Origin of the sequence: Bradyrhizobium rifense (genome assembly GCF_008123425.1) — a bacterium.
Lineage (GTDB): Bacteria > Pseudomonadota > Alphaproteobacteria > Rhizobiales > Xanthobacteraceae > Bradyrhizobium > Bradyrhizobium rifense.
The window spans coordinates 19,051-33,674 of the sequence record NZ_VSSS01000068.1 but is presented as its reverse complement, the minus strand read 5'-3'; the positions used below and the strand labels follow the sequence as shown (position 1 = coordinate 33,674).

Annotated in this window: 12 protein-coding genes and 1 pseudogene; 11 read left to right on the top strand and 2 right to left on the bottom strand. The window is 65.0% G+C overall.

The features are described 5' to 3' along the window. Positions 1–3 precede the first annotated feature (3 nt). From FXB40_RS39320 to FXB40_RS39305, 4 genes are all read left to right on the top strand, one after another. The gene (locus FXB40_RS39320) at positions 4–486 is read left to right on the top strand and encodes a molybdenum cofactor biosynthesis protein MoaE (protein WP_148777640.1); all 483 of its coding nucleotides are present in this window, start codon (positions 4–6) and stop codon (positions 484–486) included. Further along, positions 486–1,445: a 50S ribosomal protein L3 N(5)-glutamine methyltransferase gene (gene prmB / locus FXB40_RS39315; protein ID WP_148777639.1), complete on the top strand. Its 960-nt coding sequence runs from the start codon at positions 486–488 to the stop codon at positions 1,443–1,445. The genes FXB40_RS39320 and prmB overlap by 1 nt, the downstream gene beginning before the upstream one ends. Before the next feature lie 80 nt (positions 1,446–1,525). After that, positions 1,526–2,125, top strand: coding sequence for a phage holin family protein (locus FXB40_RS39310; RefSeq protein ID WP_148777638.1), 600 nt, complete (start codon positions 1,526–1,528; stop codon positions 2,123–2,125). Then, positions 2,125–3,306, top strand: a complete 1,182-nt coding sequence (locus tag FXB40_RS39305; RefSeq protein WP_148777637.1) for a YihY/virulence factor BrkB family protein — start codon at positions 2,125–2,127, stop codon at positions 3,304–3,306. Before FXB40_RS39310 ends, FXB40_RS39305 begins: the two co-directional genes overlap by 1 nt. On the opposite strand, the gene FXB40_RS39300 is transcribed toward FXB40_RS39305, so the two are convergent. Then, positions 3,293–4,135 carry a class I SAM-dependent methyltransferase gene (locus tag FXB40_RS39300; RefSeq protein ID WP_148777636.1) on the bottom strand — a complete coding sequence of 281 codons (843 nt, stop codon included), beginning with the start codon at positions 4,133–4,135 and terminating at the stop codon, positions 3,293–3,295. The genes FXB40_RS39305 and FXB40_RS39300 overlap by 14 nt on opposite strands. A gap of 120 nt (positions 4,136–4,255) precedes the next feature. On the opposite strand from FXB40_RS39300, the pseudogene FXB40_RS39295 reads away from it, so the two are divergent. The 3 genes and pseudogenes from FXB40_RS39295 to FXB40_RS39285 all read left to right on the top strand — a co-directional run bounded on the left by FXB40_RS39295 (position 4,256) and on the right by FXB40_RS39285 (position 8,313). Further along, positions 4,256–5,819: pseudogene (locus FXB40_RS39295) on the top strand (winged helix-turn-helix domain-containing tetratricopeptide repeat protein). Between the two features lie 142 nt (positions 5,820–5,961). Continuing rightward, positions 5,962–7,443: an EAL domain-containing protein gene (locus FXB40_RS39290; protein WP_148777635.1), complete on the top strand. Its 1,482-nt coding sequence runs from the start codon at positions 5,962–5,964 to the stop codon at positions 7,441–7,443. Between the two features lie 15 nt (positions 7,444–7,458). Next, on the top strand, positions 7,459–8,313 hold the full coding sequence (locus tag FXB40_RS39285) for a TIGR01459 family HAD-type hydrolase (protein ID WP_148777634.1): 855 nt from the start codon (positions 7,459–7,461) through the stop codon (positions 8,311–8,313). A 64-nt stretch (positions 8,314–8,377) separates the two neighbouring features. Here FXB40_RS39285 and FXB40_RS39280 read toward each other — a convergent pair whose 3' ends face one another. Then, a complete protein-coding gene (locus FXB40_RS39280; protein ID WP_007596883.1) occupies positions 8,378–8,773 on the bottom strand; it encodes a response regulator in 396 nt (131 codons plus the stop codon). A gap of 228 nt (positions 8,774–9,001) precedes the next feature. On the opposite strand from FXB40_RS39280, the gene FXB40_RS39275 reads away from it, so the two are divergent. The 4 genes from FXB40_RS39275 to FXB40_RS39260 all read left to right on the top strand — a co-directional run bounded on the left by FXB40_RS39275 (position 9,002) and on the right by FXB40_RS39260 (position 14,547). After that, positions 9,002–9,973: a bifunctional riboflavin kinase/FAD synthetase gene (locus FXB40_RS39275; RefSeq protein ID WP_148777633.1), complete on the top strand. Its 972-nt coding sequence runs from the start codon at positions 9,002–9,004 to the stop codon at positions 9,971–9,973. A 219-nt stretch (positions 9,974–10,192) separates the two neighbouring features. Further along, positions 10,193–13,201, top strand: a complete 3,009-nt coding sequence (ileS, locus tag FXB40_RS39270; RefSeq protein WP_148777632.1) for an isoleucine--tRNA ligase — start codon at positions 10,193–10,195, stop codon at positions 13,199–13,201. 9 nt (positions 13,202–13,210) lie between these two features. Further along, positions 13,211–13,705: a signal peptidase II gene (lspA, locus tag FXB40_RS39265; RefSeq protein WP_148777631.1), complete on the top strand. Its 495-nt coding sequence runs from the start codon at positions 13,211–13,213 to the stop codon at positions 13,703–13,705. Between the two features lie 110 nt (positions 13,706–13,815). Next, on the top strand, positions 13,816–14,547 hold the full coding sequence (locus tag FXB40_RS39260; RefSeq protein ID WP_148777630.1) for a hypothetical protein: 732 nt from the start codon (positions 13,816–13,818) through the stop codon (positions 14,545–14,547). The last annotated feature ends 77 nt before the right edge of the window (positions 14,548–14,624 follow it).

Here is a 14,624-nt window from a genome sequence, read left to right as displayed (position 1 = left end):
CCCATGACCTCTACCGTCACCAGCTGCCCCGTCGCCATCCGCATCCAGGAAGACGATTTCGACATCGCACGCGAGATCGCGCTCCTGACCGAGAACCGCACCGATATCGGCGCGGTCGTCAGCTTCTCCGGCATCTGTCGCGCCGACGAGGACAGTTCGAAGATCGCGGCGCTCACGCTCGAGCATTATCCTGATATGGCCGAGGAAGAAATCAAGCGCCATGTCGACGAGGCCATTTCGCGCTGGCCGCTCAACGGCGTCACGGTCATCCATCGCGTCGGGCGGTTCATGCCCGGCCAGAACATCGTGCTGGTGCTCACGGCGTCGCAACACCGCAAGGCGGCATTCGAGGCGGCCGAGTTCCTGATGGATTATCTCAAGACCAGCGCACCGTTCTGGAAGAAGGAAGAGAGCGCCACCGGCACCGGCTGGGTCGAGGCCCACGCCCGTGACGACGAGGCCGCCGCACGCTGGACCCGATCCTGATGGCACGAGCTGTGAGAAAGACCACGCGCGGCCGCGCCGTGCCAAAACTCGCGAAGGTCGGCCGCGGCGAGCTGCTCACGCTGATCGATTTCGTCCGCTATGCGGTCAGCCGCTTCGTCGAGGCGAAACTTGCCTTTGCCCACGGCACGACCGATCCGGTCGCGGAAGCCGTCTTCCTGGTCTGCGAGGCCCTGCACCTGCTTCCGGACCAGTTCGAGATCTTTGGCCATGCCTGCGTCACCGCTGCGGAAGGCAAGACCCTGCTCGACCTCATCCACAAGCGCGTGACGACGCGCAAACCGACCGCCTATCTCGTCAACAAGATCTACATGCGCGGCCTGCCCTTCTATGTCGACGAGCGGGTCATCGTTCCGCGTTCCTTCATCGGCGAGCTCCTGGAGTCGCATTTCGGCGGCGACGGCGAGGTGGGTTCGCTGATCGACGATCCCACGGCCGTCGAGCGCGTGCTCGATCTCTGCACGGGATCGGGATGCCTCGCGATCCTCGCCGCGCATCATTTCCCGAATACCATGGTCGATGCCGTCGACATCTCCAAGGGCGCGCTCGAAGTCGCCGCGCGCAATGTCGGGGAACATGAGCTGGATGAGCGGATCACGCTCCATCGCGGCGATCTGTTCGCGCCGCTCGGCGCCAACAAATACGATCTGATCATCACCAACCCGCCTTACGTCGACGCGGAAGGCATGGCCGCGCTTCCGCCGGAGTGCCGGGCCGAGCCAAGGCTCGCCTTCGACGGCGGCCTGGACGGCCTCGACGTGGTTCGCCGTATCCTGCACGAAGCGCCCAACCATCTCACGCCCGATGGCGGCCTCCTTTGCGAGATCGGCCGTGGCCGCGAGCTGGTCGACGAGGCCTTTCCGGAACTGCCGCTGCTCTGGCTTGACACCGAGGAGTCCGAGGGCGAGGTGTTCTGGATCGCGGCCGCCGATCTCGGCTGATCCGCCACGCGCGGCGGAACAAGTCAAATTCCGCCACGTTCATCCCCCGACGAATTTTCTCGCTCTCGGAGGATGTCCGCATGCTCGCGCCATCGGGCGAATTGCTGCGCGCCGGCATGGCGCTGAAACTCAACCATCTCAAGCGCGCGGCGCAGTCGTATCTGCGTGATCGCACCAACCAGACCACGGGACGCGTAACGTCCTACGCGGTCGCGGCGGGACTGTTCGCAGTGGCCGGGCTGTTCCTGATTGCGGCCTTCTTTGTCGGCCTGATCGCGCTCTACCGCTGGATCGCCATCACCTACGGACAATTCTGGGGCTTTGGCGCCGTCGCAGCCGTGCTGCTGGTGCTGGCCGCAGCCTGCGCCGGGGTGGCGACGGCGCAAATGAACCGCCGCACAAGGCCGATCGTGCCGCTCGCCAGTCGCCTGCGCGTGGCGATCGTCACCCCGCGCATTCCGCGCGGAACGGTCAAGCAGGCGGTGAAAGAAGTCGCGACGGCGATCCCTTTGGTGCCGCTCGGGCCAGACGAAAAACCGGGTGCAAGAGGTAGGGGCAGCATGGCGAAGCCACTTCGCAGCAATCGCTCACTTCAGCTCGGCTTGATGGTCGCGGCCGCCGGACTGTTGGGCGTGACAGTGGCGCGGCGGAAGCCCCGTAGCCATCGTTTGGACACCTGATGTCCACGCCGCGATCAGGACAGTTCGACAGTTGGCTTCTGGTCGCCGCCACGACCGTCTTTGTGCTCACCGCGGAAAGGTATTTCCAGGGCTCAGGTCAGTCGGGCCCCGTTCAGGACCACCGCAATACCGAGGCCAGTTCCCCCGAGACGAATCCAGCGCATGCGGCCGCGCAGCCAGGCCGTGGCCGTCTTTCGCAGAACCCTCTCACGATTCCCTGGGCCGGCTGGAAGGACATCCTCTGGCGCACCTATCCCCGTATCGATGACGATCGCCTGCTCGCCACGGCGGCCGGTGTCGTCTTCTTCGGCCTGCTCGCGATCTTTCCGGCGGTCACCGCGCTGGTCTCGTTCTATGGCCTATTCGCCGATCCCAAGACCATTGGCGACAATCTCCAGACGCTCGCCGTCATGCTGCCGGAGGGCACCTACCAGATTATCGGCGACCAGGTCGCGCGCGTCGTCTCCAAGGGCAATGCCGAGCTGGGCACAACCTTCGTGTTTGGCCTTGTGCTCGCAATCTGGAGCGCGAATGCCGGCGTCAAGGCCATCATCGACGCCCTTAACGTGGCCTACGAGGAACGCGAGAAGCGCGGCTTCATCCGGCTCAACATGGTGTCGCTCGCGTTCACGGTCGGCGGCATCGCGGCGCTGCTCTTGATGGTTGGCGCCGTGGTCGCCTTCCCGCTCGCCCTGGATCACCTTCGGCTCGCGCCGGAAAGCAAGCTGATCATTGCCATTGCGCGCTGGCCCGTCCTGCTCTTGTTCCTGCTTGTTGCGCTCGCACTGCTTTACCGGCTCGGGCCGAGCCGCGACGCCCCACGCTGGCAGTGGCTGAGTGTGGGCGCGGTGACCGCTGCCGTCCTCTGGATCGCCGGCTCGGCGCTGTTATCCTGGTATCTCTCGAAGTTTGCCGATTACAACGCGACCTACGGCTCGCTCGGCGCGGCAATCGGCCTGATGATGTGGATGTGGATGTCGGCCATCGTCATCATGTTCGGCGCGGAGCTCAATTCGGAGGTGGAACGGCAGACCCTGCGGGATACGACCACCGGGCGGCCCAAGCCGCTCGGCAGCCGCGACGCCGTTTCGGCCGACACGGTCGGCGCCGCCGCGCCGTCCAGAGAGCCGATGGTCAGGCCGAGCACCGGCCTGACCGCACTCCGCCTCAGCGCTTGGTGATGACGGCTTCGAGATATTCGCTGTGCACCACCACCGTGCCGTCATCGGCATGATTGAACTCGCCAAGCAAGGTCATGAGATCGCGCTTCAGCGCAGCCTGGCCGGTCTCGTCGAGCGCCGCGAAGGCTTTCAGCATCGGCCCGTAGAATGACTTGAAGACCTCGAGCCAGTGCTCCGGCGAGCGATAGCGAAACACGAACATGCGTGGCTCGGCAGCGATCTCCGAGGCCTGGCTTCCGAACATCTCCTGAAGCCGGGTCGAGGTGCCCCACAGGGCCGGCGACTTCACGCCAGCCGGGGGAGCGAGATGCTTGCCGATGGTCTTGAACAGCTGGCCGATAAAACCCTGAGGCGTCCAGTTGGCAAGGCCGATCTTGCCGCCCGCCTTGCAGACTCGCGCAAGTTCTGACGCCGCCTTGTCCTGATCCGGCGTGAACATCACGCCGAAGGTCGAGACAACGACATCGTAGCTCGCATCCGGGAACGGCAGCGCCTCGGCATCCGCCTCGCGGAACTCGATCGTCAGACACTCGGCTGCTGCCCGCTCGCGGCCACGCTTGAGCAGCGCCGGCACATAATCGGTGGATGTGACGTCGCACCAGCGCCGCGCCGCCGCCAATGTCGCATTGCCGTTACCGGCGGCAACGTCCAGCACCTTGCTGCCGGCGCGCAAATCCAGCGCCTCGCAGAGCTGCTCGCCGACGATCTGCAAGGTGGTGCCGACGACGGCATAGTCGCCGGACGACCACGCGCCGTGCTGGCGCTGCTTGACGGCGGCGAGATCGGGTTGGGCTGTGGCCTGCGCGCTGAGTGCTGCTGATGTCGACATGGCAATCTCCTGTGGTTGGAACTGCCGGGACGATAGGGCGCATGCGGTTCGCTGGCCTTGAGAGCGGCGTTATTTTACGCTGAGAGCACCTTGATTTCCGAGCGGGAGCCGAGGCGCAGCGTGGCGATTCATTTTGAGGATTTCGTGCTCGATCCCGAGCGCCGCGAATTGCGGCGGGCGGACACGCTGGTCGCGCTCGAGCCTCAGGTGTTCGATCTCCTGCTCTATCTGGTCCGCAATCGCGAACGCGTGGTGACGCGGGACAACCTGCTCGATGCGATCTGGAACGGCCGCGTCGTCTCCGAATCGACGTTGACCAGCCGGATCAACGCCGCACGGCGCTCAGTCAGCGATTCCGGCGAGGAGCAGCGGCTGATCCGCACCGTCGCGCGCAAGGGCGTGCGCTTCGTCGGCGAAGTCACAGAACTCTCCTCCGCAGGCCCATCGTCTGCGTCCGGCAAGCCGTCCGACGCGACGAGCGCAGGATTGCCGCTGCCCGACCGTCCCGCAATCGCCGTGCTGCCCTTCACCAATATGAGCGGCGAGGCCGAGCAGGATTATTTCTCCGATGGCATCAGCGAGGACATCATCACCGCGTTGTCGAAGCTGCGCTGGTTCTTCGTCATCGCGCGCAACTCGTCCTTCATCTACAAGGGCCACACGGTTCATTTGCGCCAGGTCGCCGATGAGCTCGGCGTTCGCTATGTCGTCGAGGGCAGCGTCCGCAAGGAGGGCGACCGTGTCCGCATCACCGCACAGCTCAACGACGTCGCCACCGGCAGCCATCTCTGGGCCGAGCGCTACGACCGCGAACTCGCCGACGTCTTCGCCGTGCAGGACGAGATCACGGAAGCAATCGTTGCCGCGATCGAGCCGCAGCTCTATGCCGCGGAGAATTTTCGCGCCCAGCGCAAGCCGCCTGACAGCATGGACGGGCCTGGGATCTGCTGATGCGCGCGCTGTCGCACTATTGGCGAGTGACGCGGCAGGATCATGTCGTGGCGCAAGCCCTGCTCGAAAAGGCCATCGCTCTCGACCCGAACTACGGCAAGGCGCTCGGCCTGCTCGGTACCAGCTACATGTTCACGGCGCATATGGGCTGGATGGAGATGGCCGCCGCAATATCCGTCGCCGAACGCGCGGCGCGGGCCGCGATCCGCGCCGACGACGAAGATGCCTGGGCGCATAATGCGCTCGGCCATGTCCATTTGTTCGCACGGCGCTTCGAGGACTCGCTCGCCGAGTTCGAGACGGCGCTACGGCTCAATCCGAACTTTGCACTGGCACAGGGCTATTATGGGCTGGCACTCGGCTATTGCGGCCGCTGGCAGGACGCCGACGAGGCCGCGCGCCGGGCGATCCGGCTCAGCCCGCGCGACCCCTATGCCCCGTCTATTTCGGCATCGCCGCCTATGCCCGCTTCCTCGGCGGCGATTACGAGGAGGCGATCCGGCTCGCCCAGGAGGCCTTGCGCAAGCGCAGCGACTTCGTCGGCGCGTATCGAGTGCTGACCGCAGCCGCCGGCATGGCGGGTCACGCCGAGATCGCCAGCGTTGCATTGAAGGAACTCCGGCGCGCCCAGCCGAACGTCTCGCTTGCCTGGATCGCCGAGTTCATGCCGATCGAGTTCGCCCCCGACCGCGAGCACTACCTCGAAGGCTTTCGCCGGGCTGGCCTGACTTGAGACCCGAACAAGCCGCTATCCCCTCGAATCAACAATGATGTTAGGGTCATGCATGCTTGGGGAGCACGAGGCGCGCCGGGTGCGAATTGCGCCCCGTGTTTTCCCGGGTGAGGCAGCCAGCTCTTGAGGCGTAACGCGCGGCATGATTCGCATTTCGACGATCTTCATCGCCATCTGCATGGTTCTGGTCGCGGCCTCGCTCGGGCTCGTGCTCTACGCGGTCGCCGGCATCAGCGGAACCGAATCCGCGATCGTCGCGCTGACCGCGTTGACCTTCCTGATCCTCTACAACGCGGTCTCGATGCGGCTGCGCGACCGCAGTGACGTCGGCGGCCAGATCGCCGACCTGTCGCGCGGCACCGCCGACCTCGCCCGCCAGGTGGCCGAGTTCGGCCGCCGGCTCGCCGCGATCGAGGGCCGAATCGCCTCGTCCAATTCGACCAATTCCGATCGTGTCCAGTCGGTGGTCGGCGAGATCAACGAGCTCGGTGGGCTGGTCAGGCAGCTTGCCGCCACGGTGTCGACCCATGAGGACCTGCTGGCCGGTCACGCGCCGCCCGCCGCTCCAATCGCCAGGCTGGAGCCGGAAGCGCCGCTTGACCTGATCGCATCCTTCGAGGATCGGCCGGCCGCTCCGCCGCCGCTTCCCGCACCGCCGCCGCGGCCAAAGCCTCCGGTCGCCCCGACCCAGACCGCCAATGCCGTTTCGACGGTCAACAGCCGCAACCAGACCCAGATGCTGACGACGTTGCGCAACGCCATCGACGAGAACCGCATCGACATCTTCCTCCAGCCGATGGTGACGCTGCCGCAGCGCAAGGTCCGCTTCTACGAGGCCGTGACCCGGGTGCGCGACGAGCGCGAGCAGCTGATTGCTGCGGAAGAGTTCATCAGCATCGCCGAGGCCTCCGGGCTGATCGGACGCATCGACAACATGGTGTTGCTGCGCTGCGTCCAGGTGTTGCGCCGGCTGATGGTGCGCAACAAGGATGTCGGCGTGTTCTGCAACGTCGCGGCCTCGACGCTCGGCAATTCCACGACCTTCGCGCAATGCCTCGACTTCCTCGAGGCCAACCGGGCGCTCGCGCCATCGCTGGTGCTGGAGTTCAAGCAGTCGACCTTCCGCGGCCTCGGCCCCGCAGAGACCGAGAATCTCGCGGCACTCGCGCAGCGCGGCTTCCGTTTCTCGATCGACCATGTCACCGACTTGCGGATCGAGCCGCGCGAGCTTGCCGACCGTGGCGTGCGCTTCATCAAGGTCCCGGCCTCGCTCCTGCTCGACCCGAAGCAGGCGTCGACCTCGGACATTCATCCCTCCGACCTGTCCGACCTGCTCGGCCGCTTCGGCATCGATTTGATCGCGGAGCGGATCGAGGGCGAGCGCGCGGTGGTCGACCTGCTCGACTATGACGTGCGGTTCGGCCAGGGCTTTCTGTTCGCGCCGCCCCGGCCATTGCGGCCCGAGGGGGCATCTGCTACCGGCGGGGCCGCGCCGAACCCGGCGCAGGACATTCAGGGATCCAATGGCTCCGGAACACCCAGCCCAAGCGCAACGTCAGCTGCGGCGCCTGCCGCCCCGTCATCGCGCATCACCGGCAACGCGGCGCTGGCGCGCCGGATCTGATCGGCCGCACGCATCATGACCACGCTGCATTTCGCCCAAAGCCTGCGCGAGCTCGTGGGCGGGGTCGACGTCGTGCTCAGCGACATCTGGGGCGTCGTCCATAACGGACTGGAATCCTTCCCCGAGGCCTGCGAGGCGCTGCACACCTATCGCAGCCATGGCGGTACGGTGATCCTGATCACCAACGCGCCCCGCCCGGCCGACTCCGTGCAGCGGCAATTGCGCAAGCTTGGCGTCGCCGACGAGACCTATGACGCGATCGTCTCCTCGGGCGATCTGACGCGGCTCTATGTCGCCGAGCACCCCGGACGAAAAATGTTCTGGCTCGGCCCGGAGCGCGACAACTCGATCTATCGCGGCCTCGATGCGAAGACCGCGCCGCTGGAAGAGGCCGACTACATCGTCTGCACCGGCCTCTACGACGACGAGACCGAGACGGCGGAAGACTATCGCGGCATGATGCTGAAGGCGCGCGAGCGCAAGCTGACGCTGGTCTGCGCCAACCCCGATATCGTGGTCGAGCGCGGCGATCGGCTGATCTATTGCGCCGGTGCGATTGCCGAGCTGTACCGCGAGCTCGGCGGCGAGGTGATCTTCTACGGCAAGCCGCACCGGCCGATCTACGAGCGCGCGATGCGGCTGGCCGGCGAACGCCAGGGCCACCCGATCGACCGGAAAAAGGTGCTGGCGATCGGCGATTCCGTCCGCACCGACCTGACCGGCGCGCGCGAATTCGGCATCGACTGCCTGTTCGTCACCCGCGGCATCCATGCCGAGGAGTTCGAGGGCCTCGACCAGCTCGATCCCAAGTCAGTGACGGAATTGTTCGGCCACCCGCCGAAGGCGCTGATGCGCGAATTGAAGTGGTGAGCAACGCAGAAAGCCCGGGACACGCGCCCGGGCTTTCCAAATTCAGGATGGCTTGATCGCGCGCTTACGCGCTCGCCATGTCCGGGAAGACCGCCTCGATCTTGGTCTTCAGCGTCGCCGCATTGAACGGCTTGACGATGTAATTGTTCACACCGGCCTTCTTGGCCGCGATCACGTTCTCGGTCTTCGATTCCGCCGTGATCATGATGAAGGGCGTGGTGGCGAGATTGGGATCTGCCCGCACTTCGCGCAGCAGGTCGTAGCCCGTCATCGGCTCCATGTTCCAATCGGAAATCACGAGGCCGTACTTCTTGCCGCGCATCTTGTTCAGCGCTGCCGAACCGTCGCTGGCATCATCGATATTCTCGAAGCCAAGCTGCTTCAGGAGATTCCTGATGATACGGATCATGGTGCTGTAGTCGTCCACCACCAGAACCGACATCGACAAATCAACCGCCATCTCGACTCCCCCAACGCAAACCCAGGAAATATTACAATCGCACCTGCCGGGCCGTAGCCCGCGGTTCCACATTTCAAGGACTAGCACCAAGGCGTTAAACAGCGCGTTAACTGGGGCGGCCTTCGAAAGATTGAATCATGTTCAATGCGGTCGCACCCTCCCGCTTGACTTCATCGGCCGGGTCACGCCACGGTCCCGGCCGGTCCCGCCGGCTCGAGAATTCCCCTGATGGCCCCGCAATTTACCGTTATCCGCGATACCACGCCGGATTCTGCGATCCTGAAGGGGGCGGTGGTCGCCATGGGCAATTTCGACGGGGTCCATCTTGGCCACCGGGCCGTCATCGCCGCAGCCCTGGAAATGGGCCGACTGCATGGCCGCCCTGCGCTGGCGCTGACCTTCGAGCCGCATCCGCGCCGGTTTTTCAGCCCCAACACCCCGCAATTTCGCCTAACGGACGAACGCGCCAAGCTGCGGCTTCTGGCCGGGACCGGGCTTGCCGGTGCCGTGGTCATGACCTTCGACAAGGCCCGCGCCGGGACCACCGCGCAAGACTTCATTCACCATGAGCTGATCGGGCGCCTCGGCGTCAGCGGGATTGCGGTCGGCTACGACTTTCATTTCGGCAAAGGACGCGTCGGCTCACCCGGCCTTTTGGTCAACGAGGCCCCCCGGCTGGGCATCGAGGTCGACGTGCAGCCGCATGTCGATATCGATGAGCGGCCGGTCTCCTCCAGCGCGATCCGGATCGCGCTCGCCGAGGGACAGCTCGACGAGGCCACCACCATGCTGGGCGCGCCCTGGTTCATCACCGGTGAGGTCATTCATGGCGAGAAGCGCGGCCGCGACCTCGGCTATCCCACCGCCAACATCCGGCTCGATGCCAATTGCGGCCTGAAGCACGGCATCTATGCCGTGCGGGTCGGCCGCGGGCCTGAGCGTCTGAACGGGGTGGCGAGCTTCGGCCGTCGGCCGACCTTTGATAATGGCGCGCCGCTGCTCGAGATCTTCCTGTTCGACTTCAAGGGCGACCTCTACGGGCAGGCGCTGGACTGCGCCTTTGTCGGCTTCATCCGCGAGGAGCTGAAATTCAACGATATCGATGCCCTGGTCCGCCAGATGGACGACGATTCCGCCCGCGCCCGCGCCATGCTGGCCGCCGCCCCGGACGCGTTTCCGCGGCTCGGGACCGTCGATTGAGGGCTCAAGGCCGGCCCGCCGGACCTTTGCGCTTCTACCTTTTGCGCTTCCCTTGGCCCCCTGCTATGGAGAGCCCATGTTTTCGCGGCGCATCATAGGGATTAGCGGCCCGGCTTCCGCCTGAGCCTAGAGGCTCGGCGCAAGACCGGGATTTTGTCGTTTCACCCCGCGATTCCGCATCGCCATCCGTTCCCGCGCCATTCCGAGCCAGTCAGCCTCATGTCCGAAAAGCCGCAGAAGTCCCAAAATTCCGACGCCAAAGACTATTCAAAGACCCTGTTCCTGCCGCAGACCGAATTCCCGATGCGCGCCGGGCTGCCGCAGCGCGAGCCGGAGATCCTCAAGCGCTGGTATGAGATCGGCCTCTACGAGAAGCTGCGCGAGAGCGCGAAGGGCCGCGCCAAGTTCGTGCTGCATGATGGCCCGCCCTATGCCAACGGCAACATCCACATCGGCACGGCGCTGAACAAGATCCTCAAGGATCTCGTCACCAAGAGCCAGCAGATGCTCGGCTTCGATTCCAACTACGTGCCGGGCTGGGACTGCCACGGCCTGCCGATCGAATGGAAGGTCGAGGAAGAGCACTATCGCAAGAAGGGCAAGCAGAAGCCCGACTTCCGCGACAGCACCGCGATGATCGACTTCCGCAAGGAGTGCCGCGCCTACGCCACGCACTGGCTCAACGTGCAGCGCGAGGAGTTCAAGCGTCTCGGCGTGATCGGCGACTGGGCTCATCCCTACGCCACCATGAACTATCCGGCCGAAGCCCAGATCGCGCGCGAGCTGATGAAGTTCGCCGCTAACGGCACACTGTATCGCGGCTCCAAGCCCGTGATGTGGAGCGTGGTCGAGAAGACCGCGCTCGCCGAAGCCGAGGTCGAATACGAGGACTACACGTCCGACATGGTCTGGGTGAAATTCCCGGTCACCTCGCCCGCGCATGGCGCGCTGGCCTCGGCCAGCGTCGTGATCTGGACCACCACGCCCTGGACGCTGCCGGGCAACCGCGCGATCTCGTTCTCGCCGAAGATCGCCTATGGCCTCTACAAGGTGACCGACGCCCCGGCCGACAATTGGGCCAAGACCGGCGATCTCCTGATCCTCGCCGATGCGCTCGCCGCAGAGGTTTTCAAGCAAGCGCGTGTCACTGCCTTTGAGAAGGTGCGCGACATCCCCGGCGACACCATGGACGCAATCGAATGCGCCCATCCGCTGAAGGGCCTTGCCGGCGGCTATGACTTCATCGTGCCGCTGCTGTCCGGCGACCATGTCACCGACGACACCGGCACCGGCTTCGTGCACACCGCGCCCAGCCATGGCCGCGAAGACTTCGACGTCTGGACGGTGAATACCCGCGAGCTCGATGCCCGCGGCATCAGCAGCGCGATCCCCTACACCGTCGACGAGAACGGCGCCTATACCGACCACGCGCCCGGCTTCGCCGGCAAGCGCGTCATCAACGACAAGGGTGAAAAGGGCGATGCCAACGAGGCCGTGATCAAGGCGCTCGTCGAGAGGGGCATGCTGCTCGCGCGCGGCCGGCTCAAGCATCAATATCCGCATTCCTGGCGCTCGAAGAAGCCGGTGATCTTCCGCAATACGCCGCAATGGTTCATCGCGATGGACAAGGACATTGCGACCGACGGCAAGACCAAGTCCGGCGACACGCTGCGCGCCCGCGCACTGCACGCGATCTCGGTGACGCAATGGGTGCCGCCTTCGGGCGAGAACCGCATCAACGGCATGATCGAGGCCCGTCCCGACTGGGTGATCTCGCGTCAGCGCGCCTGGGGCGTGCCGATCGCCGTGTTCGTCCGCGAGAAGGGCGACGGCTCGGCCGATATCCTCCAGGACGAGGCCGTCAACACCCGCATCGGCGATGCCTTCGAAAAGGAAGGAGCGGATGCCTGGTACGCGACAGGCGCGCGCGAGCGCTTCCTGGGCTCACGCGCGAACGAGGATTGGCAGAAGGTCGACGACATTCTCGACGTCTGGTTCGATTCCGGCTCGACGCACGCCTTCGTGCTCGAAGACCCCGTGCAATTCCCCGGCCTTGCCGGCATCAAGCGCAAGGTCGACGGCGGGACCGACACCGTCATGTATCTCGAAGGCTCGGACCAGCATCGCGGCTGGTTCCACTCCTCGCTGCTGGAGAGCTGCGGCACCCGCGGTCGCGCGCCCTACGACATCGTGCTGACGCACGGCTTCACCCAGGCCGAGGACGGCCGCAAGATGTCGAAGTCGCTCGGCAATACCATCGAGCCGCAGGCCGTCATCAAGGAATCCGGCGCCGACATCCTGCGACTCTGGGTCGCGTCCTGCGACTACACCGACGATCAGCGCATCGGCCCCGAGATCCTGAAGAACACGGTCGAGACCTACCGCAAGCTGCGCAACACCGTGCGCTGGATGCTCGGCACGCTGCATCATTACAAGCCGGCCGACGCGGTCGCTCCTGCCGAGATGCCCGAGCTCGAGCGGCTGATGCTGCACGAGCTTGCGCTCCGTGCCGAATTGGTCCGCAAGGCCTATGAGACGTTCGACTTCAAGAACGTGGTGGCGACGCTGTCGGCGTTCCTGAACAGCGAGCTGTCGGCGTTCTATTTCGATATCCGCAAGGACACGCTCTATTGCGATCCGCCGTCCTCCCTGACACGCAAGGCGGCGCTGACCACGATCGACCTGCTGTGCAATTCAATCCTGAAATGGCTGGCGCCAGTGCTGAGCTTCACCGCCGAGGAAGGCTGGCGCATGTACAAGCCGGATGCCGAAGCATCGGTGCATCTGACGCTGTTCCCGGAAGGCCTCGAGCAATTCCACGACGACAAGCTCGCCGCGAAGTGGGAGACCATCCGCAATGTCCGCCGCGTCGTCACGGGCGCGCTGGAGCTCGAACGTGCCGCCAAGAACATCGGCTCCTCGCTCGAGGCCTCGCCGGTGATCTATGTCGCCGCGCGCGACATGCTGGCGACCTTGTTCGACACCGATCTCGCCGAGATCTGCATCACCTCGAACTACGAGGTGCGCGAGGGCGAAGCGCCGGCCGCGGCTTTCCGTCTTGATGCCGTGCCCGGCGTCGCGGTCGTGGTGGAGAAGGCCGTCGGCACCAAATGCGCCCGCTCCTGGAAGATCTCGCCGACCGTGGGGGAAGACCCAGAATATCCCGACGTCACCCCGCGCGACGCCAAGGCGCTGCGCGAATGGAAGGCGTTGGGTGTGAGCGTCTGATCCCAGCCCATGACCCCGCTCCGCGCCGGCATCCTCGCGGCATTGGTCACGCTCGTGACCGACCAGGTCTCAAAGCTCTGGCTGCTGAACGGGTTCGACCTTGCCCGCCGCGGCGTGGTGAAGGTGACGCCGTTCTTCGACCTGGTGCTGGCCTGGAACATCGGGATCAGCTTCGGCTGGCTCCAGAACGACGGTCAGGCCGCGCAGCTCGCGCTGATGGCGGTGAAGGTCATCGCAGTGATTGCGCTCGCGATCTGGATGGCGCGGTCGCAGACCCGGCTCGCCACGATGGCCCTGGGACTGATCATCGGCGGCGCCATCGGCAACGGCATCGACCGCCTGGCCTATGGCGCGGTGGTCGATTTCGCCCTGTTCCACATCGAAATCGGCGGAAATACCTATAATTGGTACGTCTTCAATCTGGCAGACGTGGCCATCGTTGCTGGGGTCGCGGCCCTATTGTATGATTCCTTCCTGGGGGTACCCGCCGCAAAAGCGCCCTGATCCCGGCCGATACGGACCGGAGGCGGAACCTTGCTTGGCGAGGGGTGGTCGCGCGAGCCGCGGCAAGACCGGCATCATCAAGACTGCCACATTATGGAACAGGTACAGGCATGCGCAGCTCCGAGACCAGCGGTTCGATCGGCCGAGACGCCCGGCGGGGATTTTGGTTGGCGCTGAAATTGTCAGCCGCAGCCCTCGGCATCGGCCTCGTCATGTCGGCAGGCCCGGTCCGCGCCGGTGACGATGGCGACGATGACGACGACATGACCTTCGAAGAGAAGCTCATCGACAATCTGATGTCCGGCATCGGCGGCAAGAGCATGGAAAAGAAGGGCATCGAGTACCGCGAGCGCTCGCCGCTGGTGGTGCCGCCCAAGCTCGACCTGCCGCCGCCCGCCGGCGCTGAGGCCAAGGATGCCCCGAACTGGCCGAAGGATCCCGACGAGAAGCGCCGCAAGGAGGCCATCGCTGCGCGGAAGAAGGCAGGCAACAAGCAAGCGGAATACTTGCAAAACGCCCGCCCGCTGTCGCCCGCCGAATTGGACGCCCACAGGACGGCCGGCCCCGATAAGACCATCAATGATCCGATCCAGCCTGGCTCCAACACCAACCACCCGACGATGAGCCCGGCCGAGCTCGGTTATACCGGCGGCCTGTTCAAGATGTTTTCGAACAACAAGGACGAAGCCAAGCAATTCACGGCCGAGCCGCCGCGTCAGTCTCTGACCGAGCCGCCGCCGGGATATCAGACGCCTTCGTCGAACTATGCCTATGGTACCGGCGAGGATAAGTCGCGGCGGACCTATTTCGACGTCAGGTCGGGTAAGGAAAAGGAGCAATAGGCTCCTTGCCCATCGCACGCAGGCGTGGACCCGCCGCAATCGTCCGGTGTAGGCGGGACGCGGCAGATGACCTATTT

Bases quoted from the DNA above. Each gene is read 5' to 3' on its own strand.
- FXB40_RS39320 (WP_148777640.1), top strand. From the start codon at position 4: ATGACCTCTACCGTCACCAGCTGCCCCGTCGCCATCCGCATCCAGGAA.
- prmB (WP_148777639.1), top strand. From the start codon at position 486: ATGGCACGAGCTGTGAGAAAGACCACGCGCGGCCGCGCCGTGCCAAAA.
- FXB40_RS39310 (WP_148777638.1), top strand. From the start codon at position 1,526: ATGCTCGCGCCATCGGGCGAATTGCTGCGCGCCGGCATGGCGCTGAAA.
- FXB40_RS39305 (WP_148777637.1), top strand. From the start codon at position 2,125: ATGTCCACGCCGCGATCAGGACAGTTCGACAGTTGGCTTCTGGTCGCC.
- FXB40_RS39300 (WP_148777636.1), bottom strand. From the start codon at position 4,135: ATGTCGACATCAGCAGCACTCAGCGCGCAGGCCACAGCCCAACCCGAT.
- FXB40_RS39290 (WP_148777635.1), top strand. From the start codon at position 5,962: ATGATTCGCATTTCGACGATCTTCATCGCCATCTGCATGGTTCTGGTC.
- FXB40_RS39285 (WP_148777634.1), top strand. From the start codon at position 7,459: ATGACCACGCTGCATTTCGCCCAAAGCCTGCGCGAGCTCGTGGGCGGG.
- FXB40_RS39280 (WP_007596883.1), bottom strand. From the start codon at position 8,773: ATGGCGGTTGATTTGTCGATGTCGGTTCTGGTGGTGGACGACTACAGC.
- FXB40_RS39275 (WP_148777633.1), top strand. From the start codon at position 9,002: ATGGCCCCGCAATTTACCGTTATCCGCGATACCACGCCGGATTCTGCG.
- ileS (WP_148777632.1), top strand. From the start codon at position 10,193: ATGTCCGAAAAGCCGCAGAAGTCCCAAAATTCCGACGCCAAAGACTAT.
- lspA (WP_148777631.1), top strand. From the start codon at position 13,211: ATGACCCCGCTCCGCGCCGGCATCCTCGCGGCATTGGTCACGCTCGTG.
- FXB40_RS39260 (WP_148777630.1), top strand. From the start codon at position 13,816: ATGCGCAGCTCCGAGACCAGCGGTTCGATCGGCCGAGACGCCCGGCGG.